The sequence below is a fragment of the Soonwooa buanensis genome, from assembly GCF_900167905.1.
In the GTDB taxonomy this organism is placed as follows: domain Bacteria; phylum Bacteroidota; class Bacteroidia; order Flavobacteriales; family Weeksellaceae; genus Soonwooa; species Soonwooa buanensis.
Genome location: NZ_FUYZ01000006.1, coordinates 1 through 24040 on the forward strand (window position 1 = coordinate 1; position 24040 = coordinate 24040).

18 protein-coding genes are annotated in these 24040 nt (G+C 35.2%); 7 read left to right on the forward strand and 11 right to left on the reverse strand.

The annotated features are described in order from the left end of the window. The 10 genes from B5X62_RS15785 to B5X62_RS09265 all read right to left on the reverse strand — a co-directional run. Window positions 1-249 (reverse strand): IS1/IS1595 family N-terminal zinc-binding domain-containing protein (locus B5X62_RS15785; protein ID WP_449441359.1); only part of this gene is annotated, 249 nt, incomplete at its 3' end. Between the two features lie 149 nt (window positions 250-398). Then, window positions 399-953 (reverse strand): DUF4252 domain-containing protein, encoded by a 555-nt coding sequence (locus tag B5X62_RS09225; RefSeq protein ID WP_079667147.1) that lies wholly within the window; start codon window positions 951-953, stop codon window positions 399-401. Window positions 954-1019: 66 nt separating this feature from the next. Next, window positions 1020-2291 carry a DUF4252 domain-containing protein gene (locus tag B5X62_RS09230; protein WP_079667148.1) on the reverse strand — a complete coding sequence of 424 codons (1272 nt, stop codon included), beginning with the start codon at window positions 2289-2291 and terminating at the stop codon, window positions 1020-1022. A 30-nt stretch (window positions 2292-2321) separates the two neighbouring features. After that, window positions 2322-3059 (reverse strand): hypothetical protein, encoded by a 738-nt coding sequence (locus B5X62_RS09235; RefSeq protein WP_079667149.1) that lies wholly within the window; start codon window positions 3057-3059, stop codon window positions 2322-2324. Further along, the gene (locus B5X62_RS09240; RefSeq protein ID WP_079667150.1) at window positions 3025-3543 is read right to left on the reverse strand and encodes an RNA polymerase sigma factor; all 519 of its coding nucleotides are present in this window, start codon (window positions 3541-3543) and stop codon (window positions 3025-3027) included. The genes B5X62_RS09235 and B5X62_RS09240 overlap by 35 nt, the downstream gene beginning before the upstream one ends. Window positions 3544-3761: 218 nt before the next feature. Beyond that, window positions 3762-5195, reverse strand: a complete 1434-nt coding sequence (locus tag B5X62_RS09245) for a SusD/RagB family nutrient-binding outer membrane lipoprotein (RefSeq protein ID WP_079667151.1) — start codon at window positions 5193-5195, stop codon at window positions 3762-3764. A gap of 12 nt (window positions 5196-5207) precedes the next feature. Next, window positions 5208-8192 (reverse strand): SusC/RagA family TonB-linked outer membrane protein, encoded by a 2985-nt coding sequence (locus B5X62_RS09250; RefSeq protein ID WP_079667152.1) that lies wholly within the window; start codon window positions 8190-8192, stop codon window positions 5208-5210. A gap of 406 nt (window positions 8193-8598) precedes the next feature. Continuing rightward, window positions 8599-9759: a GlmU family protein gene (locus B5X62_RS09255; RefSeq protein WP_079667153.1), complete on the reverse strand. Its 1161-nt coding sequence runs from the start codon at window positions 9757-9759 to the stop codon at window positions 8599-8601. Window positions 9760-10039: 280 nt separating this feature from the next. Beyond that, the gene (gene pncB, locus B5X62_RS09260; RefSeq protein WP_079667154.1) at window positions 10040-11218 is read right to left on the reverse strand and encodes a nicotinate phosphoribosyltransferase; all 1179 of its coding nucleotides are present in this window, start codon (window positions 11216-11218) and stop codon (window positions 10040-10042) included. Window positions 11219-11464: 246 nt separating this feature from the next. Next, window positions 11465-13090 carry a T9SS type A sorting domain-containing protein gene (locus tag B5X62_RS09265; protein WP_079667155.1) on the reverse strand — a complete coding sequence of 542 codons (1626 nt, stop codon included), beginning with the start codon at window positions 13088-13090 and terminating at the stop codon, window positions 11465-11467. Window positions 13091-13256: 166 nt separating this feature from the next. Between B5X62_RS09265 and B5X62_RS09270 the strand changes: the two genes are divergently transcribed. Continuing rightward, on the forward strand, window positions 13257-14639 hold the full coding sequence (locus tag B5X62_RS09270; protein WP_079667156.1) for a hypothetical protein: 1383 nt from the start codon (window positions 13257-13259) through the stop codon (window positions 14637-14639). Window positions 14640-14676: 37 nt separating this feature from the next. On the opposite strand, the gene B5X62_RS09275 is transcribed toward B5X62_RS09270, so the two are convergent. Then, a complete protein-coding gene (locus B5X62_RS09275) occupies window positions 14677-15609 on the reverse strand; it encodes a hypothetical protein (protein WP_079667157.1) in 933 nt (310 codons plus the stop codon). Between the two features lie 159 nt (window positions 15610-15768). Here B5X62_RS09275 and rpsL point away from each other — a divergent pair, with 159 nt between their 5' ends. The 6 genes from rpsL (at window position 15769) to B5X62_RS09305 (ending at window position 23994) form a co-directional block, all read left to right on the forward strand. Continuing rightward, window positions 15769-16182, forward strand: a complete 414-nt coding sequence (gene rpsL, locus B5X62_RS09280; RefSeq protein ID WP_002983146.1) for a 30S ribosomal protein S12 — start codon at window positions 15769-15771, stop codon at window positions 16180-16182. Between the two features lie 22 nt (window positions 16183-16204). Then, window positions 16205-16681, forward strand: coding sequence for a 30S ribosomal protein S7 (rpsG, locus tag B5X62_RS09285; RefSeq protein ID WP_079667158.1), 477 nt, complete (start codon window positions 16205-16207; stop codon window positions 16679-16681). 8 nt (window positions 16682-16689) lie between these two features. Then, on the forward strand, window positions 16690-18807 hold the full coding sequence (fusA, locus tag B5X62_RS09290; protein WP_079667159.1) for an elongation factor G: 2118 nt from the start codon (window positions 16690-16692) through the stop codon (window positions 18805-18807). A gap of 17 nt (window positions 18808-18824) precedes the next feature. Next, window positions 18825-19130, forward strand: coding sequence for a 30S ribosomal protein S10 (rpsJ, locus tag B5X62_RS09295; RefSeq protein WP_002661363.1), 306 nt, complete (start codon window positions 18825-18827; stop codon window positions 19128-19130). 140 nt (window positions 19131-19270) lie between these two features. Continuing rightward, on the forward strand, window positions 19271-21535 hold the full coding sequence (locus B5X62_RS09300) for a TonB-dependent siderophore receptor (RefSeq protein ID WP_079667160.1): 2265 nt from the start codon (window positions 19271-19273) through the stop codon (window positions 21533-21535). A 236-nt stretch (window positions 21536-21771) separates the two neighbouring features. Further along, complete coding sequence (locus B5X62_RS09305; RefSeq protein WP_079667161.1) at window positions 21772-23994, forward strand: zinc-dependent metalloprotease; 2223 nt, start codon at window positions 21772-21774, stop codon at window positions 23992-23994. Window positions 23995-24040: the final 46 nt, after the last annotated feature.

Below are 24040 nucleotides of genomic sequence, written 5' to 3' on the forward strand. Positions count from 1 at the left end.
AAGCATTATATTGAAATATCGTTGCAGAGTACTAACTGAGTATCCTGAGTCTCGTGAAATTTCTTCATAAGTCTGTTTTCCAACAATCCATTTTTTGAACCAAACTTCCTTATTTTTTAAGCCAACAGACTTGTTCTCGGAGGTAAAATAAATACCACAATTTTTACATTTAAAACGTCTCTTATTATTTTGTTTTCCCCACGAAATTACATTCAGACTTTTACAGCTCCAACAACGATTTTTTTTGATTTTTCAGGCATAAAAAAAGTTTATTGAAACAAAGTTCAATAAACTTCTCGTATCATCAATAATAATAGGCGATAGAAAGAATTCTACCAACTATTTTTGACTATTAAACCTTAATTGAAAAATATAGTTTTGAGTGAAAAATGTTTGAACTAAGATTTTTGGCTGATAAGTTTTGATTTTGAGTTTTTAAAATTGATTTTCACTTTCGCATTTTGTCCCGCAGCCACCAATTTCGAAATATCATCCATTGTAAATTTGCCCGTTACATCAACAAAAACGGCATCGCGATCTTGCGAGTTAACCACAATCATTAACTTCTTAATCGTATCATCTGTCTGTTGCGCATTGATGTTGATAATATCGCCTTCGCTGCGGATTGACGCCCATTCTTGAAACTTTTCATCATTAAGATAAGTCGTAAATTCTGACATGACTTTCGGATTCATATTCTCGGAAACCATCACTCGGATTTTAGAAACTTTCTTAACCAAATTAATAACTTCTTCGTTGTCGCCTTCGTTTCGTAACTGATTTTTAAGATAAGTTTTAGCTAGAAAAGTAGGCACATTAATGCTCATATAATTGGCTTGACCTCTATATTGTGGCGCATTAAAAAAGTCAACTGACGGCTTTTGCGAAATAATACAAGATTGTAAACTAAATATGGCAAAAGTCAAAACGACAAGTAATAAATATTTTTTCATGGGATACAATTTTATTTAATTTTTAAACTTAAAATCGTTTAAAAAAGTGATTGGTGAAATTTTATATTAATTGATCTGGGTAATACTTGCACCTGTTATTTTCTTAACATCGGTCACAATGTTACTAGGATTCCCCTTGTACTGAACCGACGCTGCAGAAGATACTTGTGCTGTCAAAGCATCGCTAACCGCTAGTTTTACACTACTTCCAGAAGATGCACTAACTGTCGCTTTTTTAGAAGTAAAACCAAGTCCGTCCAAAGCTGCTCCACTCGACACGCTGTAAGCAACATTATCGCCAGAGCCGTTAAGTCTTACAAAAGAGCCACTTGATACATCAATCGCCAAAGCATTTGTTTTTAAATCCATTCTAATATTGGATCCAGAGCTTGCTTGTAAAGCTGCTGAAGAGGAAATATCAAACTTACCATCGATACGCGATCCCGAAGTTGCTTCAACAGCTAAAGCGCGATCCGTAATGGTATTCATTGCTTGGAAACTCGCACCAGATTTTGTGACAATGCGATTCATTTTTGGAGCAGAAACGATAACTGTCAAGTTTCTAATACTTAAATTTTTAACCCCGTTATTTCTGATGAAAACTTTTAGCACACCGTTTTCAACTTCCGTGATGATGTACTTTAATTTATCAGGTTCTACATCCACAACAACCGATTGATTAGCAGCTTGCGTGAATTTTACACTTACACCAGTTGACACTTCGATGCCATCAAAATTTGCAACCTTTCTTTCACTTTTAGAATTTTCATCTGATGTCGAATTAATGCTCGAAATCGGATTAAGTGCTGTTACATTTTTAGTTTCTTCTATTAAATTAGAAACATCATCCATAGAGATTTTTCCATCCAGCATCATCAAAATGGTGCTTTCATCAGAAGAAATATTTAATAATAAATCATTTAACACACCATCTTTAGCTTCTGAAGCTAAGAACTTGATTTTGTTATCACGACTATTGACAGTCATCAATTCTTCGTACTTCATCGCTTTAATCGCTGATAAAACACTATTCTTTTGGTTCTCATAATTCTGCAACGGAATTTTATTTTCCGCAGCCAACTCCGCTGGGAAGGTTGGTTTTTCCATGATCATAATATTAAGACCTTGGATTTTACTTAACAAAGGTTTTATTTTGCTAAGCTCGGAGTCACCGATGTTAAGTTTGTTCAACATGCCGAACATTGGTTTTGCAATCTTTATCGTCGTAACACCTTGCGAGTCTTGATATTGCGTGAATAACTGATTCAGCTTTTCGGACTGACCAAAAATGTTGGTCGATAAGAAAAACAGGACGAGTAATATTGATAGTTTTTTCATTGTCTTAAAATTATAAAAATCAGTTCGTATTTACTTTACACTTTGTGCTTGGTCAACAGTCTGGCTAACATTACTTGCAAGATAGTTAAAAGCATCCTCTGTTAGCGCCAAAGCTTCTTGCTCGTTGTATACCGGTTTTCCGTTGATCATCACGTAACTTGGGTTGTAGGCAACCTCGCTTTTGCTTGCTGGTTTAGCCTGATTATTTTTTGCCGGGGAAGATGTTTCTGGTTTTGATATCGTTGTCGCAACCTGATTCACCCTTGGGGTCTTTGTTTCAATAGTTGTAGGTTCAGAGATATTTGGCTCTGTATCGTGCTTTGTTGGCTCTTCTATATTTTGAGAACCTAAATCTTTCGGTGTAGTTTGTTCTATTTCTACAGGTTCTGTATCTTGTTTAACAACGCTTTTTAAAGGTTTATTAAAATCACCATTTTCTTCATTAACAAAAAGGTAACCTCCTAAAACTCCCATAAACATTACTAAACTTGCAGCCATCCAATAATTCTTCAAACCGCTTCCGAATTTTGGTTTTGCTGTAACTAACGGAATAATTGGCGTCGTCTCTTCAACTTGCTTTTCTTCCGCAGCTTCTATTTTCGATAAAAAACTATCGAAATCCATCATCATCTTTTCCTGTTTCTCTTCTCTTAGAAAAGAAAAATAAGGGTCGTCGCTTTCTTGTTTTAGAAGTTGTTCTTCTTCGGGTGACAGCTCCTCACCTTCAAAGAATCTATACTCCCAATCCTTGTATTTGTCGGTTTTCATACGCGTAAAGTTTATTAATGGCTTCTCTCACCTTCTGACGGGCCCGCATCAGGTTAATTCTCACTGCATTTTCCTCCATTTCGAGAATCCCGGCGATCTCGGAAATGTCGTATTCCTCAACATCTTTAAGGTGGATGACCATCTTTTGTTTTTCGGGCAAATCATTGATAAACTTCAAGATTTGCTCTTTCAAATTATTGGTTTCTATTTGATAAAGTTCGGATCTTCCATATTCTAATTGTGCGAAATTCTGTTTAACATCATGGTGCTTCAGCCGGTTGAGACACTCATTTTTCACACATCTTAATACATAAGATTTAAGATTATCTATAGAAAGTAATTCTTCTTTTTTCTGCCAAAACTTCATCAACAAGTCCATCGTTACATCTTCGGCTTCATCGGCGCTCATAACAAACCTTTTCGCAAAACGATACATCTCATCCTTGAGTGTATATATCGATTCTTGAAATATTTCTTTAGTCATGTTATGTTTGCCGGTTTATAAGTAAGACACCTATGATTACAAAAATATTACATTTAAAATAAAAAAAGCGTCTAAATAAATTTAAACGCTTGATTTTCAATAAAATAAAATTTAGTAAAAATAAAAAGAGCAATAGTGAAAATTACTATTGCTCAAAATTTAATTGATAGGAATGTATTAGCTTAGAAGTTAATTTTACTAAGCTAAATTATTGAAAATTAATTTTTATCCCAGAAAAGTTTTGTTGTTACAGCATCACCTCCGATTTTAGCAGCAGCTGCAGTAACATTTGCTCTATTTAAAGTGTATTCTTGATCAGAGTAAATCATTCTTACCGGAACTCCAGCAACATTTGAGTTAGGAGGATTAATTAACGACGGAGTATCTAGTCTTCTTACAAAATTCCATGCAGCAAAAGCTCTATTATACATCGCAACCCACGCTTCTTCACCAATAGATTTTTTCCAATTGTTTGAGTTATAAGGATTGGCAGCAAGGTAAGTACTCGCTGATGCTGGCGTTAGGCCATATTCTGTCATGGATTCTGTTACTGCTGCATTATAAAATGTTTCGTCTGTTCCTCCTACGTTAAATCCTCTTGCTGCAGCTTCCGCTTTCATAAATAGTACTTCTGAATAACTAAGTAAGTTAGATGCTGTCGTTGCTTTCTTAAAGCTATCAGCAACATGAGAGTAATTTGCATAAGGATTACCAGTAGGAGAACCATAGATTCCTCCAATGAATTTACCATCCTTTTTTGTGAACCAAACATCTCTACGAGGATCTGCTTTAGTATTCATCATATTAATTAAAACATCTGAAGGCACAAAATCATCTCTGTTAGAAGCTACTAAATTATCAAATAAAGGATTTGTAAAAGTTACACCGTCATATACAAAGGTATAGGAATCTGTTGTTGCAGTCATGACTCCTGATGCTACAGCTTCTTCAGCTAATTGCTTTGCCTTAGCAGGATCCACATCTGATAAATTAAGAGCCAATCTTAATTTAATAGAGTTAGCAAGTTTCTTCCATTTAGTCATATCACCTTTAAAGGCAATATCATTAACCTCATAGCCTTTTGCTGAGGTATTTATTTTGGTAATTGCGAAGTCAATTCGTTTTACCAAGTCAGAATAAATTGCTTTCGCATCATCATACTTTGGCGCAAAACCATCTGAACTAGCTTTTAAAGCATCAGTATATGGTACATCTCCCCATGTATCTACTACATTTTCCCAAACAAAAATTTGCGAAATTTCATTGGTAGCCCATTTGTTACTTGCAATAACTGGATCATTAGTCTCTTTTGCTAATGCTTCTTGAGCTTTTACAAAGTTATTAAGGCTGTAGACGTACATTCTTTGAAAATGCCCCCTAGGTTGTGCACGTGTAATTAGGTTATAGTTCATTTCGTCAGTGTAAGTCGTTTCTGACCATTGCTGAGTGAAAAATCTATAGTTGTTAAAATTAACGCTTGGATTATCGATATAGTAAAACTCTTGGTATTGCCCCATTGATAATAACACCCCTGACGTTAAGGTAGAAGGATGCTTCTCATCGTTATTTAGAAGTGTAGTATCCCTCTCACATGAGGTAAGTGTTGTTATTGCTATTGTTAGACCTAAAAAGGTTTTGAAAATATTTTTCATTGTGTGAATAATTTAGAATTTAAATGTTACATTAACTCCGATATCTCTTGTTGTTGGTAAAGAACCAATAGAATAGCCATAGCCTCTAACACCTCCTCCTAGAGTAGATTCAGGATCGGCATATGGTAAATTTTTATGAATTATCCAAAGATTTCTTCCAACTATTGATACTTTAGCTTCATTAACGAATGTTCCTTGTAAAAGTGTCTTAGGAAGTGCATAGCTAATACTAGCTTCTCTTAGTTTTACAAAAGATCCATCGTACACATAATCACTTGTAGGTCTTTTTTGATACCCAAGATTTCCGTATACAGAAGCATCAATTTCTTTTGTATTTGCTTGTCCCGATGCAGTAACACCAGGAAGAACTACCTTGCCAGATCGATAGTTGCCACCTGCTGTATCAACGTATAAACCAGTTGAAGAAGCGTAATACATATCGGTTGAGAAGATATCACCGCCTTTTCTCACATCAATTAAGAATGATAAGCTTATCCCCTTATAAGAAAATGAATTTCTAACACCACCTATCCAATCTGGAGTTGTATTACCGATAATTTGGTTACCATTAAGCTTGTAAAAACCAGAAGCATCAACTATTTTATTTCCGTTAGCATCATAAGTATAGTCACTTCCTCTTATAGTTCCCCACTTTTCTCCTTCAGTTGCATTAACCGATGCCCCACCTTGCACACTTGTTAATAAATAATTGCTAACATCGCTAGTGGCGTTATGTAATAGTTCTACTACTTTGTTTTCATTTTTTGACCAGTTGATATCCATGTTCCATGTAAAGTTGCTTGTCTTAATAGGAACTAAACCTAACTGAACTTCGAAACCTTTATTATCGATCTGTCCGGCATTAACCATTGCAAAGTTAAGTCCAGATCCTGCAGAAATTGGTAATTGAAGAATTTGATCGAAAGTTTTAGTTTTGTAAAAAGCAGCATCAAAATTAATACGTCCTTTTAAAATTTGAATTTCAGTTCCAAATTCAAACTCTTTAGATCTTTGTGGTTTTAAAGCATTATTAGGACGTATTGTTTGACTATTTTGCATAACAATATTATTATTAAACAAACCAGCATACGAATAATAATATTGTAATTGGTAAGGATCTGCTGTTCCTCCGACTTCAGCGTAGTTAGCACGAACTTTCCAAAAACTTAACCAAGACGGCTTAATAAATTCTGACAAAATAAATGATCCTGTAAATGAAGGATATGTAAATACATTATCACCTTTTGGTAATGTAGAACTTTCATCAGCTCTAAAGGTCGCATCTAAATAAAAGAACTTATAGAAATCGAAAGATGCAGTTGCATAAGCACTTGATGTTACAGTAGTATAAACATTTTCATCAGGAGGTAAAATTGGTAATTTTGAGTTAGCCAATGCGTAAAGCCCTGGAGTTTCTAAACCTCCTTCAGTAGATGCATATATTGAATTGGAATAATTTCTACGAACGTTTCCTCCAACAATACCACTTACATTGATATCCTTAGTAATGTCAACCTTATAGTTTAAGAACAAATCGTAATTAGCCTCTGTAGTAACTAAGTTTTGTCTACTAAAACCAGAGCTCACATTCTTTTGCGAAGCACCAAATGTCTTAGGAATTGAATTAGGAGCAAGTCTATTTTCGAATATGGTTGTAGCATTATCATAAGAAACTTTTCCTGTTAAAGTAAAGTTTTTATTAAAGTCATAACTAATTTGTGCGTAAGAAAAACTTCTTGTTCTATCATCAGTACCATAACTTTGATAACGTTGGTAGTATGGGTTATTCCAATAAGCTGCGACAGGATTATTTGCACTCTTTAAATTCCATGTTTTATTAAGCTCTCCACTATTGTAATAAGCATTTCTAACATCTACAATATCCACGTTAGTTTGCCACCATTGTCTAAATCCACCTACAAGATTACCAGAATAATTCGCATCATTACGACCTCTAGTTTGCTGCATTACCAAGGTTGAATATACAGTAGCGTGCAATTTATCAGTTAAGTCATAATTGATTTTAGTTGACAAAGTATTCTTTCTTAAGTCCGAATTAGGCATCAAACCATTTGATAACATGTTATCATAAGACAACATAAAGTTATTTCCTTTTTTACCCTTTTCTAAAGTAATACCATTAACATAGCTTATTGGAGTTTCGAAAAAATCGATTGGTCCATGTTTAGCAGCAACATAAGGTGTCGCTTTTTTATAATTTTTAGAATTGGGGTCAAAAGAATCCCATTGATAAACTAAGAGATTAGGATTAAATTCTGGTCCCCAAGATGCATCATCACCTAGGTTAACGTAAGGCGTACCATCACCAGCTGTCTCTTTAAATTTCATAGCATATCCTGCCCCATATCGAGTTTGATATTCAGGGAAAGTAGACTTGTCAATAAAACCAGCTTGTATAGAGCTTGAAAGGGTTATTCCCCAGCTTGCATCATTGCTATTTCTACCATTTTTAGTAGTAATAACAATAACACCGTTTAGTCCTCTTTCACCATAAAGAGCAGATGCAGCTGCTCCTTTTAGGACGTTTACTGATGCAATATCGTCTTGATTGATATCGGAAAGTAAATTTCCCATATCTTGGTTAGTTCTTGTATCATAGGTTGATGAGTTGTTAACTGGTGAACCATCTATTACAATAAGCGGATTAGCACCACCTAAACTTTTGATACCCCTAATAACCAAATTGGAAGATCCTCCAAAATTACTATTGGTGTTAACTTGCAATCCTGCAACTTTACCAGACAACTGAGATGCGATATTACCAGTATTGGTTGTTCCTTCAAAAAGTTTTTCGGCTTTTACCTCTTGCGACGCATAGCCTAGAGACTTTTTCTCTCTTTTAATTCCAAGAGCTGTAACTACAACTCCCTCAATATTTGTTGCTTTAGCACTATCTTGCGTTTTGACCTGGGCATTGAGGAGGGCATAAGATGATGATAAAACAATCACTAGAATAGTATTTGTAATTTTCTTCATTGTTAGTTAATGTTAATGTTAGTCACACAAATATGTGTATTATTCTTAATAAAACAATAAGAAAAGTTAAAATTTGTTAATTTTTATAACAAATAATCGCTAAGTCGCTGTAAATCAACACTTAAAATCAAATTAAAAGCTAATCAAAATGATATAAAAACATGAATTTTAACATAATAATTATAGTGTAATTACAGATTTATTAATTTTTTTTCACCAAAATATCTCTTTATCTTCGGTTTTAATAATTTTTATTATAAAAATTAACATCTATTTGCCTTCGCGCGTTAAATCCACTTGTGTTGCTTCATCACTTTTTCGAAAATTTCGAAAGCTTTTCCGATTTAAAACAAATAAAAAAAGCGTCTAAATAAATTTAAACGCTTGATTTTCAATAAAATAAAATTTAATAATTTTCGTAAATATATTTTAAAATATGTTTGTCATTTTCAGTTAAAGCCACTTTGCGACGTTCCATTACTTTCTCCGAAACTTCATATGCTTTCTCGATTTTGAATTTTTCATCACCCTTCATGCCGCCCCAACTAAAATTCTCTACCAAATTAGGCGGAAATCCCGCTTTGAAAATATTAGCAGCAACACCAACCACAGTACCAGTATTTAACTGTGTATTAATTGCCGTTTTAGAATGATCTCCCATAATCAAACCACAGAACTGAAGTCCAGTATCTTCGAAACGTTTGGATTTGTAATTCCAAAGTTTGACAGAAGCATAATTATTTTTAAGGTTTGAAGAATTGGTGTCGGCACCAAGATTACACCATTCGCCAATCACCGAATTACCAACAAATCCGTCATGTCCTTTATTCGAAAAACCGAAAACTACAATGTTATTAACTTCACCACCAACTTTGGAATGTGGTCCGATGGTCGTAGGTCCGTAGATTTTTGCCCCTAGATTAAACTTAGAATGCTCACACAAAGCAATTGGTCCACGGAGGTTGCAACCTTCCATGACTTCAGCATCTTTGCCGATATAGATTTTACCAGTTTTACAATTAACTGTTGCAAATTCTAGCACAGCACCTTCTTCAATAAACAAATCTTTTTTGTCACCTAAAAATCCACAAGTCGAAGATAACTCTTGCGACGTGCGACCTTTCGTTAACAATTCAAAATCGAAATCGATGGCTTTGTCATTATATGAAAACAAATCTGTAGGTTTTTTGAAAAACAAAATCTCTTCTGTAACATCGGTCATTTTCTCAATCTGGTTAAGAGAAAAATTTTCCATGTTGATGTTAGCCACCAAAAGTTCGTTGTCGTAGACTAGCGCTTCACCAGCTTTCAGATCTTTAATTTGTTGCAAAAGACTTTCTGATGGCAAGAAATTCGGAACAATAAAAAGGCTTTGTCCCGCAGCAGGTTTTTTATATTTTTCTTGTAGAAAATCTTCGGTGATATAAAAAGACGTTTCTATATCCAAAAGCTTTTTCCAGCGTTCCGAAAAGGTCAAAATCCCGACACGCATTTCTGCGACTGGTCGTGTAAAAGAAAGCGGAAGAAAATCTTCCCAATATTGTGCGTCCGAAAATACGATTTGCATTTTTGTTGTTGCTTGTTGGTTGATAGTTGTTGGAGGTTTTCCAAGATTTTCACAAATTTAACAAAAAAAGCTTCCGGAAAATCCGAAAGCTTTTATATTTTGCGTTAATTCTACTAAACCTATTTTGTTTTTGGGCGTGTCCTCTTTGTTTTCCCACCTCTTAAACCTATAAGGTTTCCCAAGTCAAAAACAAAGCGGTCGGTCTTCGCGCAGTCGCTGTTTTTTTGGAAAAAAAACGAGCTCCGACAATGCGCTTCGCCCTCACGCAGATGGTGGATAATTATTCCTTGATTCTTAAAAACTCTTTGGCAAGTTCGATCATTTTTGGATCGCCCGTGTATTTTCCTTTTTCGTCAGACAGTTTTACAGTTGGTATCCATTCTTTATTTGGCGCTTGTACACCGATTAATTTCATAACGATGTTCATTGGTTTTAGGCCGACATCGTTGGTTAGATTGGTGCCAATCCCAAATGAAATTCCGATTTTTCCACGACAAGCTTTTGTGATTTCGTCTACTTTTTCGAGGTTGAGACCATCCGAAAAAATAATGTATTTGAAAAGTGGATTAATGCCCAAAGACTGATAATGTGCGATGGTTTTTTCAGCAAATTCTATTGGATCGCCGCTGTCATGACGTACACCATCGAACAATTTCGAAAACTTTTTGTCAAACTGTTGGAAGAAAACATCGGTCGTATAAGTGTCGGACAATGCAACACCCAAATCACCGCGATAAACGTCGATCCAATGTTCTAAGGCTAAAGAATTTGCCATTTTGAAACCGAATTCTGCCGCGTGGAACATAAACCATTCATGGGCGTGGGTGCCGATTGGTTTTACATTAAATTTCATGGCGAAATGCACATTCGATGTTCCAATGAAAGTTGAGTTTTTGTCCTGCAAAAGCGCTTCCATTACCAAACTATGAACGTGATAAGAATGTCTTCTTCGTGTTCCAAATTCGGCGAAAGAAACGCCAAGGTCAGTCAAATGTTTTCCTTTTTCGACGGTTTTGTCGATGACTTCTTGGTTAGATTGTCTTTCGAGATGGTTCATCTCATAATGTAATTCGCTGATCAATGCTAGAATTGGAACTTCCCAAAGTATGGTACGGTACCAATAACCTTCGACGCTGACTTTAACGTCGCTGCCATTTTGTTCGATTTTGACTTCGCTAGGATCGTATTGATAACCTTCTAAAAAATCAAGATAGGGAAGGCTAAGGTACGGACATGTCTTGCGGAGATAGGCTTTTTCTTCTTTGGTAAGTTTTAGGTTTGCCATGTCGTCAACGGCTTTGCGAAGTTCGTCAGCAAAGTTGTCTGGGAAGTTGTGTTGTCCACGGTTGATGAATTCGTATTTGACAATTTCGTTTGTGAAGAGTTTTACGACGGCATTTTGCATCGTTATTTTGTAGAAATCGTTATCTAGGATTGACTTTAGTCTTACATGTTGCATAAAATCTTGTTTTATACAAATCTACTGAATTATCGTTTTCTGTGTTATAAGTTTTAGTCAAAAGAATGTGGAATCTTCAATAATTAGCCCCGATGGAAGCGACATCCTTTGGGTTGGCGTGAGGCGGCGGAGCGTAGCGGAGCCGTCCGAGCGCCAAACCTAAAGATACAGCGGACAGCGGGTATAAAAGTCAAAAGCATGACAAATCGCCATGCTCCTGAAAAATTTTATTATCGTAGTTTCAAATTATTGTTTGATAAATTTGAAGTTTTTGATGCCGTTTTCGGTTTTGATGTTCAACATATAAACACCTGAAGGAAGCCGCGAAACGTTGATTCTTGTTGCTGTCGTCGACATAACTTGTTTGCCACTAAGGTCATAGATAAGGACTTTTTCGATGCTTTTGTTGGTGGCAAGTATGTTGATGAAATCTGTTGTTGGATTTGGGAAAATCTTAATCGATCTTGATGGATCTTCAACGCCCAACTTATCTGTTAATTTAATCGGCTCACGGAAAAGTGATAATTGCATAAGATTGTTGCCTATCTTTTTGTAAGTGAAAGCTTCGACAGTGTAAGTTGCATAATCTTCGGATTTAACCTCGTTAAAGAAAAGATTTTCGGTCCCGATGTTCATGTTTTCGTCCAAATTTTTGAACCATGTAAAACTGTAATCTGTTCCGCTTAAAGATTGATAAAGACTTGCAGGCTGACCAATAACACCCAATACTTCTGCAGGCCCGTCATAACGTTGTGGCGAGTAATAAAAACTATCATAATTGAAGTTAAGATTTGCAAATTGTGCTTCTATAGCCTGCTTTGTAAATCTATTGTTACTGAGGTCAATAATTGGTGGCAAGTTGCTTGGGATGCTACCATCCAAATGATTGTCACGAATTGATAACATCAAAAGACTTGGAATATTAAGAAGTTCGGTAGGAAAGCTACCACGAAGATCGTTGTCGTCAATAGAAAGCTGTTGAAGCTTTTTAAGTTGCGATAAATTTGATAATCCGGATTTAATATTATTTTGATTCAGATTAAGATTAAGAAGGTTGGGAAGCGTCGTAATCTTACTAGGAATCTGCTCTAGCTTGTTATCTGCGATGTTTAATTGTTCTAGACTTAGCGCATTACCAAGGTTAGAGTAATTAGAAATATTGTTATGACTGAGGTCTAATTTTATAAGTTTAATAAGTGTTGCAACTTCAGCCGGAATGTTATTCAGTTGGTTATTAGACAAGTTAAGATCTTGTAAAAATATAAGGCTTCCAAGTCTATTAAAACCTGATGTTAATTGGTTGTTGCTAAGGTCAAGTTGTTGCAAATTAGAAAATGTAGAAATCTTTGCAGGGATTTCTGTGAGCTGCATCTGAGAAAGATTCAGGGATTTTAATTTGCTGAAATTCTGTAGACTAGCATTAAGGTCTGATACTTCGAAATTGTTACCACCAATACTTAAATCTTCAAGATTTGTCAAACCTGATATTCTAGCGCTGGGATCGCCTGATAATCTATTATTAGAAATGTCTAAAACCGTTAATGTTGCTAGACTAGAAAGGCTAGGTGCAACTTCACCATTCAATTCATTATTTCCTAAGTCTAATTTTTGAAGTTTTGTAAACAAAGCTAAGTTAGATGGGAAAACACCTTTCAAAGCATTGTTGTTAAGTGAAATTTGGACAACATCACCATTTTTAACCGTGATACCAAACCAAGTTCTAGGATCTTTTGAAAGATCCCAAGTTCGATTCCAATTTTGTCCATTGGTATTGTCGTAAAGGCTTACTAAAGCATTTCTTTGTGCGTTAGAAATGCTCCATTGTGCCCATATAAAATTGGAAATCAGTATAAAGAGTAGAGTTTTTTTCAAAAGCTAAATGTTTTTTGCAAATATATATTTAAAATGTATTAGTTGATTGATTTTTTTGAGGGACAGTTTTAGTTTTTGAAATCTGATAGTCAAACAACCGATAAAAACCAACTGCTTATTCTCTTAAAATTTTCTTAATATTGCTGTTTCTATAAATAAAATGTAAATGAATAAATATATCCTGTTAGCTATTATCGTTGTTTTCGTAAGTTTTTTCACTAGCTTTTTTCTTCCCGCAGGAGGCGTGTATCGAGATAGTTTATCCTATTTTGAGATTGCAGCTGATCTTCCAAATCCTGTAACAGATTTATTTCCATTAGGTTATCCTATTTTGGTTAGAAGTTTTCAGATGGTTTTTGGAGATTATTTTTGGGCATATAAAATGTTGAATGTTACTATGCTGATTGTAGTTTTTTTGTTTTCTTACTTCAAACAGTTTTATTTTAGAGAGACCGTTTTGTTGTTTATGGGAAAAACAATGTTATTTGTATTTTCTATTGCATTATCAGAAGCTCCATTTCTATTTCTTTTGTATTTTTTAATTTATTTTCTACATAAGATTTTGATAGATACATCATATTCTAAAGCTGATGTAGCAATTGCATCTATCATTATGGTAATGATGTTTATAGTGCGATATTCTGGCATTTATATCTACCTAGCAGTTGGTGTATTTGCTATGTACTTGCTTATTAAGTCTAAGAATAAACAATTGTTTTGGTCTTTTGTTTTGTTTCTCAGTATTTCTGGATTAGGTATCGTGAGTTATTTAGGGTATAACTACTACAATTACAACAGCTATACCGGAGAAGACCTTCGTGGTGCTCCATATCCTATGACGGGAGTTAGTTTGTTAAGAAATATCTTAGGGGTTATTAATGCTGCTAATCCTTTTTTTGGAGTGAAGCCGGCGTCTAGCAGTGTTATGAGTATTGGTTTTCAGATTATAGTTATGATTGTAGATATTTTTATACTTAGATATTTTATTTTATTTTTTAAAAAATCACGTTCGAGAATTGATGATAACTTTCATGTATTATTGTGGATAATAACTGGTGTGTATGCAATTTTCTTATTAATAAGTGGTTGGACTCAGCAAATTGAAGAGATGAATACAAGAATGATGGCTGCCGCTAATGTGTGTCTTTTCTTTTCGTTTTTAATTATTTATTTTAAAAATGAGTCCTCTGATAGAAAATTGCTTAGGGTTTCAGTTTTATTTTTAATATTTTTTCTGCTCTATACTTTGAAAAGTCCTGAATACTATTTCTATAACAGAAAGCAGGTCGAGCAACAAATGTCAAAATTTGTTAGTAAAAGATTTATATATGATGATACACAAGAAGAAACAACCTTAACGACATATCGTTTTCTTTTCATTAATAAAGCGTTTCAGTATAAGCATTCTAACAACCAAAGTGGTGATATAAAACGACAAATTGCGGGCACTTTAGATCCTAAAAAAAAGTGGTTAATTCATGACACCGTTACTGATAAATCAAAAGTCCTTTACACATCAGAAATAAAATTGAATCAAAATAAAAAATAAAAAAAACGGATGAACAATAATTCATCCGTTTTTTTGTTTACTTAATCTTTTCAATAGCTTTTCTAACTCGGAAGTTATCCGGTTGGTTTGTCGTGCACTCTTGTACATCTTCGGGCGACTTATCTTTTATAAAATCATTGTAATCCTTACAATTTTTAAAAATGTTGAATTCTTGATTCGCTGAATCCCAAACGATGCCTTTGTACGCATTCATGGCAGTCATATTACTGTAAGGGTCTGTGGTTATTGTGCCGCTTTTTGGACTTGCTATTGCTGCGCCTAGTGGAGAATTTAAAGCTAGACCTTTAGCCCAAACATTTCCAATGTTGATTTCCGAATAGTAATAATTGTTTCCTCCTATTGTTGCACGCGCAAAAGAGTTAGGATTGTCGCTGTCTTGTGCTCTGTCGTTTTTATTTCGGTTTTTGATATCGAGAATAGCTTTAATATTAAAATAAAGAATGCCGTTTTGTACAACCGCAAAGACGTTTTTCAGTTTTGATTCTTTTTCATCAAAGAAAAAACATATTTGGTCAGCATCTTCCAATACAGGTTTTTCAAAACCATAAAGTCCACGCTTTGACAAATGCTTCTTTTGAGATGGCGCTTTGTCAATAAATTCTTGTTTGGTGACATAGATGCCTTCTGGTAACATTGGACGATATAATCCATCATCTATAACTTTTTTAACAGAAGGGTCAAGTGGTTTCTCATTAGTAATATTGGTGAAAATTTCTGTGTTTTCTTCAGTTGGTTCTAAAGATTTTATCGAGTTTTCATAAAGATCTTCCATTTGCTTATTACTAGCATTTAGGAAGCTTGCTTTACCATTTTTATCCCATTTAATATCTTTTGCTGCTATTTTTTCATTGGTTACAGTTGTGATAATACCTGTTTTGATGTCTTTGTTTATTTGAGCAAAACCAAAACCAGCTATAAGAAAACTTGTAAGTAAGTAAATTTTTTTCATCATTAAATTTTAAAATTAATTATCGCAAAAGTATTTATTGTTAGTGATGTAAACAAATGATTTATAATCAGAAAGAATATTAATTTTTTGTGTAAGCTATTGTAAATTAAAAAAATATCATTACTTTTGCACCCTGAATTATAAAATAAAAGCAATTAAATGCCTACTATTCAACAATTAGTAAGAAAAGGAAGAGCCACGCTTGCCAAGAAGAGCAAATCGGCTGCCCTTGATTCTTGTCCACAAAGACGCGGTGTATGTACGAGAGTATATACAACTACACCTAAGAAACCAAACTCTGCACTTAGAAAAGTTGCAAGGGTAAGACTTTCTAACGGTAAAGAAGTCAACGCTTATATCCCGGGCGAAGGACATAATCTTCAAGAGCACTCGATAGTATTGGTAAGAGGCGGAAGGGTGAAAGACCTACCGGGAGTACGTTACCACATCGTAAGAGGTGCGTTAGACACTGCAGGTGTTAACGGAAGAACACAAAGAAGATCGAAGTATGGTGCTAAGAGACCAAAACCAGGTCAGGCAGCAGCAGCTCCAGCTAAAGGAAAGAAAAAATAATCATTAAATAAGGTACAAGACAATGAGAAAGACAAAAGCGAAAAAAAGACCGTTGTTACCAGATCCGAAGTTTAATGATCAATTGGTAACAAGATTTGTAAACAACCTTATGTTAGACGGTAAGAAGTCTATCGCATTCAAGATTTTCTATGATGCGTTAGATATCGTTGAAAACAAAAAAGGTGATAATGAGAAAACTTCTCTAGAAATCTGGAAAGATGCATTAACTAACGTTATGCCTCACGTAGAAGTAAGATCTAGAAGAGTTGGAGGTGCTAACTTCCAAATTCCTATGCCAATCAGAGCTGATAGAAAAATTTCTATGGCTATGAAATGGTTAATCAAGTATTCTAAAGCAAGAAATGATAAGTCAATGGCTCAGAAATTAGCTGCTGAAGTTATCGCTGCTGCTAAAGAAGAAGGTGCTGCATATAAAAAGAAAACAGATACTCACAAAATGGCAGAAGCTAACAAAGCTTTCTCTCACTTTAAATTCTAATTAAGACAATGAGTAGAGATCTTAAATTAACTAGAAATATTGGTATTGCTGCGCACATTGATGCTGGTAAGACTACAACAACCGAACGTATCTTATTTTATTCAGGTAAAAATCACAAGATTGGGGAAACTCACGAAGGTGGTTCTACAACTGACTGGATGGAGCAAGAAGCAGAAAGAGGTATCACCATTACTTCTGCAGCTGTTACGGTAGATTGGAAATTCCCAACAGAGCAAGGTAAGCCACTTCCAGATGCTAAAGATTACCATTTTAACGTAATCGATACACCGGGACACGTTGACTTTACTGTTGAGGTTAACCGTTCATTAAGAGTATTAGATGGTTTAGTGTTCTTATTTTCTGCTGTTGATGGTGTTGAGCCACAATCAGAAACTAACTGGAGACTAGCTGATAATTACAAAGTTCCAAGAATGGGATTTGTAAATAAAATGGACCGTCAAGGTGCAGACTTCCTTAATGTTTGTAACCAAGTTAAAACAATGTTAGGTTCTAACGCAGTGCCTATCGTTTTACCAATTGGTGAAGAAGCAGACTTTAAAGGCGTTGTAGACTTAGTTAAAAACAGAGCTATTGTTTGGCATGATGATAACTATGGTTCTACTTTTGACATCGTTGACATTCCTGAATCAATGTTAGACGAAGTTAAGCAATTCAGAGGTCAATTGATCGAAGAGATTGCAGCTTACGACGAAAACCTTCTTGAGAAGTTTATGGAAGACGAAAACTCTATTACAGAGGAAGAAATCCATACAGCTCTAAGAGCAGCAACTTTGGATATGTCTATCATTCCAATGACTTGTGGTTCTTCATTCAAAAATAAAGGTGTACAGTTTATGTTAGATGCTGTTTGTCGTTATTTACCATCTCCGATGGATAAAGAAGCGATCCACGGTACTAACCCTAAGACTGATGAGCCTATTAGCAGAAAACCATCTGTTAATGATCCATTCGCAGCGTTAGCATTCAAAATTGCTACTGACCCATTCGTAGGTCGTTTAGCATTCTTTAGAGCTTACTCTGGTAGATTAGATGCTGGTTCTTATGTTCTTAACACAAGATCTGGTAACAGAGAAAGAATCTCTCGTATCTTCCAAATGCACGCTAATAAGCAAGAGCCTATCGAATTTATCGAAGCTGGTGATATTGGTGCTGCTGTAGGATTTAAAGATATTAAAACAGGGGATACATTATGTGATGAAAAGAGCCCAATCGTTCTTGAATCTATGGTTTTCCCAGATCCAGTAATTGGTATCGCAGTTGAGCCTAAAACTAAGGCTGACCAAGATAAAATGGGTAACGCTTTAGCTAAATTGGCTGAAGAAGATCCTACTTTCACGGTTAAAACTGACGAGGCTTCTGGACAAACGATCATCTCTGGTATGGGTGAGCTTCACTTAGATATCATCGTAGACCGTATGAGAAGAGAGTTCAAGGTTGAAGTTAACCAAGGACAACCTCAAGTAGAGTACAAAGAAGCTTTAACAGTTACAGCTAATCACAGAGAAGTTTACAAAAAACAATCAGGTGGTAGAGGTAAATTTGCTGATATCGTATTCGAAATTGGTCCTGCTGACGAAGGTAAAACAGGTTTAGAGTTTATTAACGTAATTAAGGGTGGTAACATCCCTAAAGAATTTGTTCCTTCAGTAGAGAAAGGTTTCAAAGAAGCAATGAAAAATGGTCCATTAGCTGGATTCGAAGTTGACTCAATGAAAGTTACTCTTAAAGATGGTTCATTCCACGCGGTTGACTCTGATCAATTATCTTTCGAATTAGCTGCTAAGTTAGGTTTCAAATCTGTTGGTAAAGCTGCTAAAGCTGTTATCATGGAGCCAATCATGAAACTTGAAGTAGTAACTCCAGAAGAATATATGGGAGATATCGTTGGTGACCTTAACAGAAGAAGAGGTACAGTTAACGGTATGGATGACAGAAATAACGCTAAAGTTATCAAAGCATTCGTTCCACTTTCAGAAATGTTTGGTTATGTAACATCATTAAGAACATTATCTTCTGGTAGAGCATCATCTTCTATGGAATTCGAAAGATACGAAGCTGCTCCTAATAACGTTGCTGAAGACGTAATCGCTAAAGCTAAAGGTTAATTTTAAATTAGATTAAAATGTCACAAAGAATCAGAATAAAACTTAAGTCTTACGATTACAATTTAGTAGACAAATCTGCTGAGAAAATCGTAAAAACGGTTAAAGCGACTGGTGCTGTAGTTAACGGTCCAATCCCTTTACCAACTAACAAAAGAATCTTCACTGTGTTGAGATCTCCGCACGTTAACAAGAAAGCAAGAGAACAATTCCAATTATCAGCTCACAAGAGATTGATGGATATCTACTCTTCTTCTTCTAAAACTGTAGACGCTCTTATGAAGTTAGAACTTCCTTCAGGTGTTGATGTAGAAATTAAAGTGTGATACTAGCATACTTTGCTATGATTATAGAATCCCTTTCCATTATTTGGAAAGGGATTTTTTTATGCTTGTTCGTGATAAAAATCATTTTTTAATATTTATTTAGAATTAATAAAAATAATAGACTTGTAAAAAATAAATACATGAACAAATTAGTATCTGTTTCTATCCTTATTCTTGCTGGTGCTTTCGCTAATGCACAACAAGCTAAAAAAGACACAGTAAAGAAGGAAACACAAATCGATGAAGTCGAATTATTCGGTGTTGCAAAAAAGCAACCTGTAGGCCTTGAAGCTATTACAAGAATGCCACTTAAGACAAGAGATCAAATCCAAAGTATTTCTGTAATTTCTAATAAAGTTATCGAAGATCTTGGTGGACTTACGGTGACAGATGTTGCTAAGAATGTACCTGGTGTAACCTTGTTTTCTAGTTATGGTGGCGGTAGCGAGAGTATGTCGATTCGCGGTTATAGAGGTGTTCCTGTTCTTAAAAATGGTGTCCAAATGGATTCTGATTTTAGGACGGCAGGTATGATTACAGATATGCAAGGTGTTGAAAGTATTCAGGTTATTAAAGGATCAGCAGCTGTGACACAAGGTGTCGGCAACGGACTTGGTTCTGCTGGTGGTGTTATCAATGTTGTGACTAAAAGACCTCAGTTTATTGACCAAACTAATGTTGGCTTCAGATACGGAAGTTGGGATTTTTATAGACCAACTTTAGATTTCCAAAGAGTGTTAGACTCGGATAAGAAAGTTGCAGTAAGATTTAATGCAGCTTATCAAAATAATAATTCTTTTAGAAGTTTTGTAAAAGGTGAAAGGATTTATGTAAATCCATCTGTAACTTATCGTCCCGATGACAAAACCGAGATCACAGTAGAAATGGATTATCTACATGACAATCGTACGCCAGATCGAGGAACAATCAATACTTCTTCGGGTGATGTCGAAGCGTTATATCACATGCCAAAAGGGAAATTCTTAGGTTATGCATCGGATTTTGCTAAAACAGAAACTTTCAATTTTGCAACGACTGCAGTTCGAAAACTTAATGATAAACTAAAACTACGTGCAGCTTTCATTAATTCTTCTAGCAATTCGGATAACGAAACGTCTTCAATATCGATGCTACCAAAAAGTTCGGATTACAATGTTAGACAAAGAACAATTGGAAAGTCACAGTCGGAAGATCTTAATAAAGTATTTCAGTTTGATTTTATTGGACAAGATATTCAAACAGGTTTTATTAAACATACCTTCCAAGTTGGATTTGATTGGAGAGAAACCGAAACTTCTTCTGTAACTTATGCCGCTTACAAGAACTCTATTGCACCTGCTAATTTAATAAAAGCAGCTAGCGTTAGAACGGACGGAAGTATCGATCCAGGCAATGCATTAGATGTATTTGATGTTGTTAATGGCACGATCCCAAATGCGCTTCCTGTTAATGTTGTATTCAAAAATTTAGGGAAAAGCAATCCTATTCTTACACCAACTTATGGTATAATGGCGCAAAATGTTATGGCAATTGGGAAATATGTCAAAACACATTTAGGCCTTAGATATAGCAGAATTAGTGGTTCTACTTATAGAGTTGCAGACACTTGGAATCCTTCTTTTGGTTTGATTATTTCGCCACTAGAAAATGTAAATGTTTTTGGATCTTATACAACGACAACCTCGCTTCGTTCAGTTAATAATATTTTGCAAGAAGGTGGTAATGTAGGCCCATCGGATACCAAACAATGGGAAGCTGGTATTAAGTCGGATTGGTTTAATGAAAAATTAAGATTTAATGTGACTTTATTCGATATTAAAACTAATAATTTGTCATATCAAATTTTGGACAAAGACTATCAACCAATTAAGGATGGCAGCGGAAATATTTTGTATGGTCTAGCTGGTAATCTTAGAAGAAAAGGTGTGGAAGTGGAGTTAATCGGTAGAATCTTACCTAATCTACAAGTGATGTCTGGTTGGGCATATCTGGATGCACAATACCAAGACAGTCCTTCTTACGTCAATGGTTCTGCCCCGATGAATGCCCCAAAACATACTGCTAACGCTTGGTTGAACTACAAATTTAAAGGAGGAATCCTCGACAAATTGGACATCGGCGCCGGAATTTATTATGTAGGGAAACGTCCAGTAGATGAGTGGACGCAAAAAACTTTTACAGCTGCACACGTTAATAGCGTGAGACCTGGTGTTAAACCTTTTGACATGCCAGAATATATAACAGTTGATGCGCAGGTTGGTTATGCATTAAATAATGGAATTGGCGTAAGAGTCTTTTTCAATAATATTTTTGATTCTGTTGGTTATAGCTCATACTTCCGCGGTGGTTATATCGACCAAATACAACCTCGAAACTTTGCGGTGCAACTTAACTACAAATTCTAAAAACACTTTTCATTTTTCAATTTAATATTTCTTTGACAAGAGGCGGCCTCAATATTTTGAGACCGCTTTTTTAATTTTGAAAATCATATCAAAAATTAAATTTTGATTCTATATATCATAAAAGTAGATTTTAATTGATGAAATGTATTTAGTTCTTAAAATTTAATTAAATATTATTAATGGTAAGCGCTTATTGTTGTCGAAGTAATATATTTGCGCCCTAACTTTTTATTTTTATGAAATTAATAATTACAACTTTTGCTTTGGCTCTTTCAGTTCCTATGCTTCATGCACAATGGACAAAAGCAACGCCTAGCGATATTGAACTTAAAAACAGCAATCTTAATAATGCAAGTTTTTATAAAGTTGACATCAAGCAAATACAAACGCAGTTGTTATCAGCTTCTAAAGTTGGAGTAGGACAAACGGTTAATGTATATGTTCCAACAACTTCTGGAAAGATAGAACGTTTTGCAGTAAATAGTTTTCCAGTAATGGACGAAGCTTTAGCGAAACGATATAATTTAGGTTCGTATGTGGGCGTTGGTATTGACGATCCTAGTAAAACGATTCGTTTTAGTGTGGCGCCTAATGATTTTCAAGCTACAATTATGGGTGGCGATAGATACGAGTTTATCAGCCCAACCAGTTTAGATAAAACTTACTATGCTGTTACCGAAAAGTCTAATAAAAATGGACATTCTTTTATTTGTAGTACTAAAGAAAATCCAGAATCTGTAGCACGTTTACAAAAACTAAAAGATGAGGCGGCTATTGCAAATAAATCCAGTAATAAAACCTTCCACACACTTCGTTTGGCGATGTCTGTAACTGGAGAATATACAAGTTATTTTGGAGGTAAGGCAAATGCTTTAGCACAAATTAATGCGACTTTGACAAGAGTTAATGCAGTGTTTGAGCAAGAATTTAATCTTCATGTTAATGCTATTGATGCTCCAGCTTTAATTTTTGAATCCGCATCAAGCGATCCTTATAGTGCATCATCACAAATGTGTAAATGGAATTATGAATTAATGAATGTTTTGCACGGCGGACAATATGGTGTAACTGATGCTAGTTTTGACATTGGACACTTATTCGGTGCTACTGGAGGTGGCGGTAACGCTGGTTGTATTGGTTGTATAGGTAGTAACGATGTGTCTTATACAGCGGTTTCAGCGAGCGACCCAGATGGTTGTGGTTATGCATTTAATTCTCCTAACAATTATAAAGGTAGTGGCATTACGTCTCCAGGCGATGACAAACCATTTGGTGATAGTTTTGATATCGATTATGTTGCTCACGAGATGGGGCATCAGTTGGGAGATAGCCACACATATAGTTTCTACGAACAATATTTAAATACAGAAGTCGAACCTGGTTCGGGATCGACAATTATGGGTTATGCTGGTATTACAGGGTCAACAACAGATGTACAAGCACATTCTGATCCATATTTTCATTCGATAAGTATCGATCAAGTGCAGACAGTATTATCTAGCAATGTTAGTGTGAAAACGCCTATTACTAACGGGACGCCAGTTGTTACTGCGATGCCTACAACTTATACTATTCCAAAATCTACAGCTTTTGTGTTAACAGCTCAAGCAACAGATCCAGATGGTGATGCTTTAACTTATTCTTGGGAAGAAATGAATCCTAGTAAGTTGGCAAACGGTGTTACAAAATCAAATATTGGTAACACAACAAGTGGTGCAAGCTTTAGATCATGGATGCCATCGACTAGTCCTACTCGATATTTTCCAAAATTAGCAACAGTTTTAGCGGGTAATCTTAAAAATACTTTGGACTTCGAAGCGGTGTCAACCGTTGCAAAAACTTCTAATTTCCGCGTAACGGTTAGAGATAACAAACCAGCTGGTCAAGCGCAAACTGCCTATGCAACACAAAAAATTGTTGTTGGATCTGCTGCAGCTTTCACTGTAAACGCACCAACTGGTAGTGCTGGAAGTCCTATTAATTTAACTTGGGTTGTTTCTGGGACAAATGCTTCACCATATAATGTTACTAATGTCAAAATTGATTATACTGCTGATAATGGTGCGACTTGGGTGACGCTTTTGGAGACAACACCTAATAACGGAGCCGCTTCTGTAACTTTCCCTGCGGAGTTAGCTAACAAAACAGTTATCGTAAGAGTTTCTGCAATTAATAATGTATTCTACGCAGTTAAGAAATTTACTTTGGGAACGCTTGCAACTTCTGAAGCTAACAAAACTACTGTTAGACTTTATCCAAATCCGGTTGTTGATGTTGTACATTTCTCTAATGTGAAATCTACAGTTGCTTACGAAATCTTCAATGCTGCTGGTCAACTTGTGATGAAAGGCGAGTCTAAAGATGCACAGATTAATGTTTCTAAATTGCTTAAAGGTCTTTACATTATTAAAACCAATATTAACGGTGAATCTACTTCTACCAAATTTGAGAAGAATTAATTTCTTTATTAAATAGAATTAAAAAGAGATGGAACTTTCCATCTCT

Bases quoted from the DNA above. Each gene is read 5' to 3' on its own strand.
- B5X62_RS09275 (WP_079667157.1), bottom strand. From the start codon at position 15,609: ATGAAAAAAATTTACTTACTTACAAGTTTTCTTATAGCTGGTTTTGGT.
- B5X62_RS09230 (WP_079667148.1), bottom strand. From the start codon at position 2,291: ATGAAAAAACTATCAATATTACTCGTCCTGTTTTTCTTATCGACCAAC.
- B5X62_RS09300 (WP_079667160.1), top strand. From the start codon at position 19,271: ATGAACAAATTAGTATCTGTTTCTATCCTTATTCTTGCTGGTGCTTTC.
- fusA (WP_079667159.1), top strand. From the start codon at position 16,690: ATGAGTAGAGATCTTAAATTAACTAGAAATATTGGTATTGCTGCGCAC.
- B5X62_RS09255 (WP_079667153.1), bottom strand. From the start codon at position 9,759: ATGCAAATCGTATTTTCGGACGCACAATATTGGGAAGATTTTCTTCCG.
- B5X62_RS09305 (WP_079667161.1), top strand. From the start codon at position 21,772: ATGAAATTAATAATTACAACTTTTGCTTTGGCTCTTTCAGTTCCTATG.
- pncB (WP_079667154.1), bottom strand. From the start codon at position 11,218: ATGCAACATGTAAGACTAAAGTCAATCCTAGATAACGATTTCTACAAA.
- B5X62_RS09240 (WP_079667150.1), bottom strand. From the start codon at position 3,543: ATGACTAAAGAAATATTTCAAGAATCGATATATACACTCAAGGATGAG.
- B5X62_RS09235 (WP_079667149.1), bottom strand. From the start codon at position 3,059: ATGAAAACCGACAAATACAAGGATTGGGAGTATAGATTCTTTGAAGGT.
- B5X62_RS09250 (WP_079667152.1), bottom strand. From the start codon at position 8,192: ATGAAGAAAATTACAAATACTATTCTAGTGATTGTTTTATCATCATCT.
- B5X62_RS09270 (WP_079667156.1), top strand. From the start codon at position 13,257: ATGAATAAATATATCCTGTTAGCTATTATCGTTGTTTTCGTAAGTTTT.
- B5X62_RS09225 (WP_079667147.1), bottom strand. From the start codon at position 953: ATGAAAAAATATTTATTACTTGTCGTTTTGACTTTTGCCATATTTAGT.
- B5X62_RS09245 (WP_079667151.1), bottom strand. From the start codon at position 5,195: ATGAAAAATATTTTCAAAACCTTTTTAGGTCTAACAATAGCAATAACA.
- rpsJ (WP_002661363.1), top strand. From the start codon at position 18,825: ATGTCACAAAGAATCAGAATAAAACTTAAGTCTTACGATTACAATTTA.
- rpsL (WP_002983146.1), top strand. From the start codon at position 15,769: ATGCCTACTATTCAACAATTAGTAAGAAAAGGAAGAGCCACGCTTGCC.
- rpsG (WP_079667158.1), top strand. From the start codon at position 16,205: ATGAGAAAGACAAAAGCGAAAAAAAGACCGTTGTTACCAGATCCGAAG.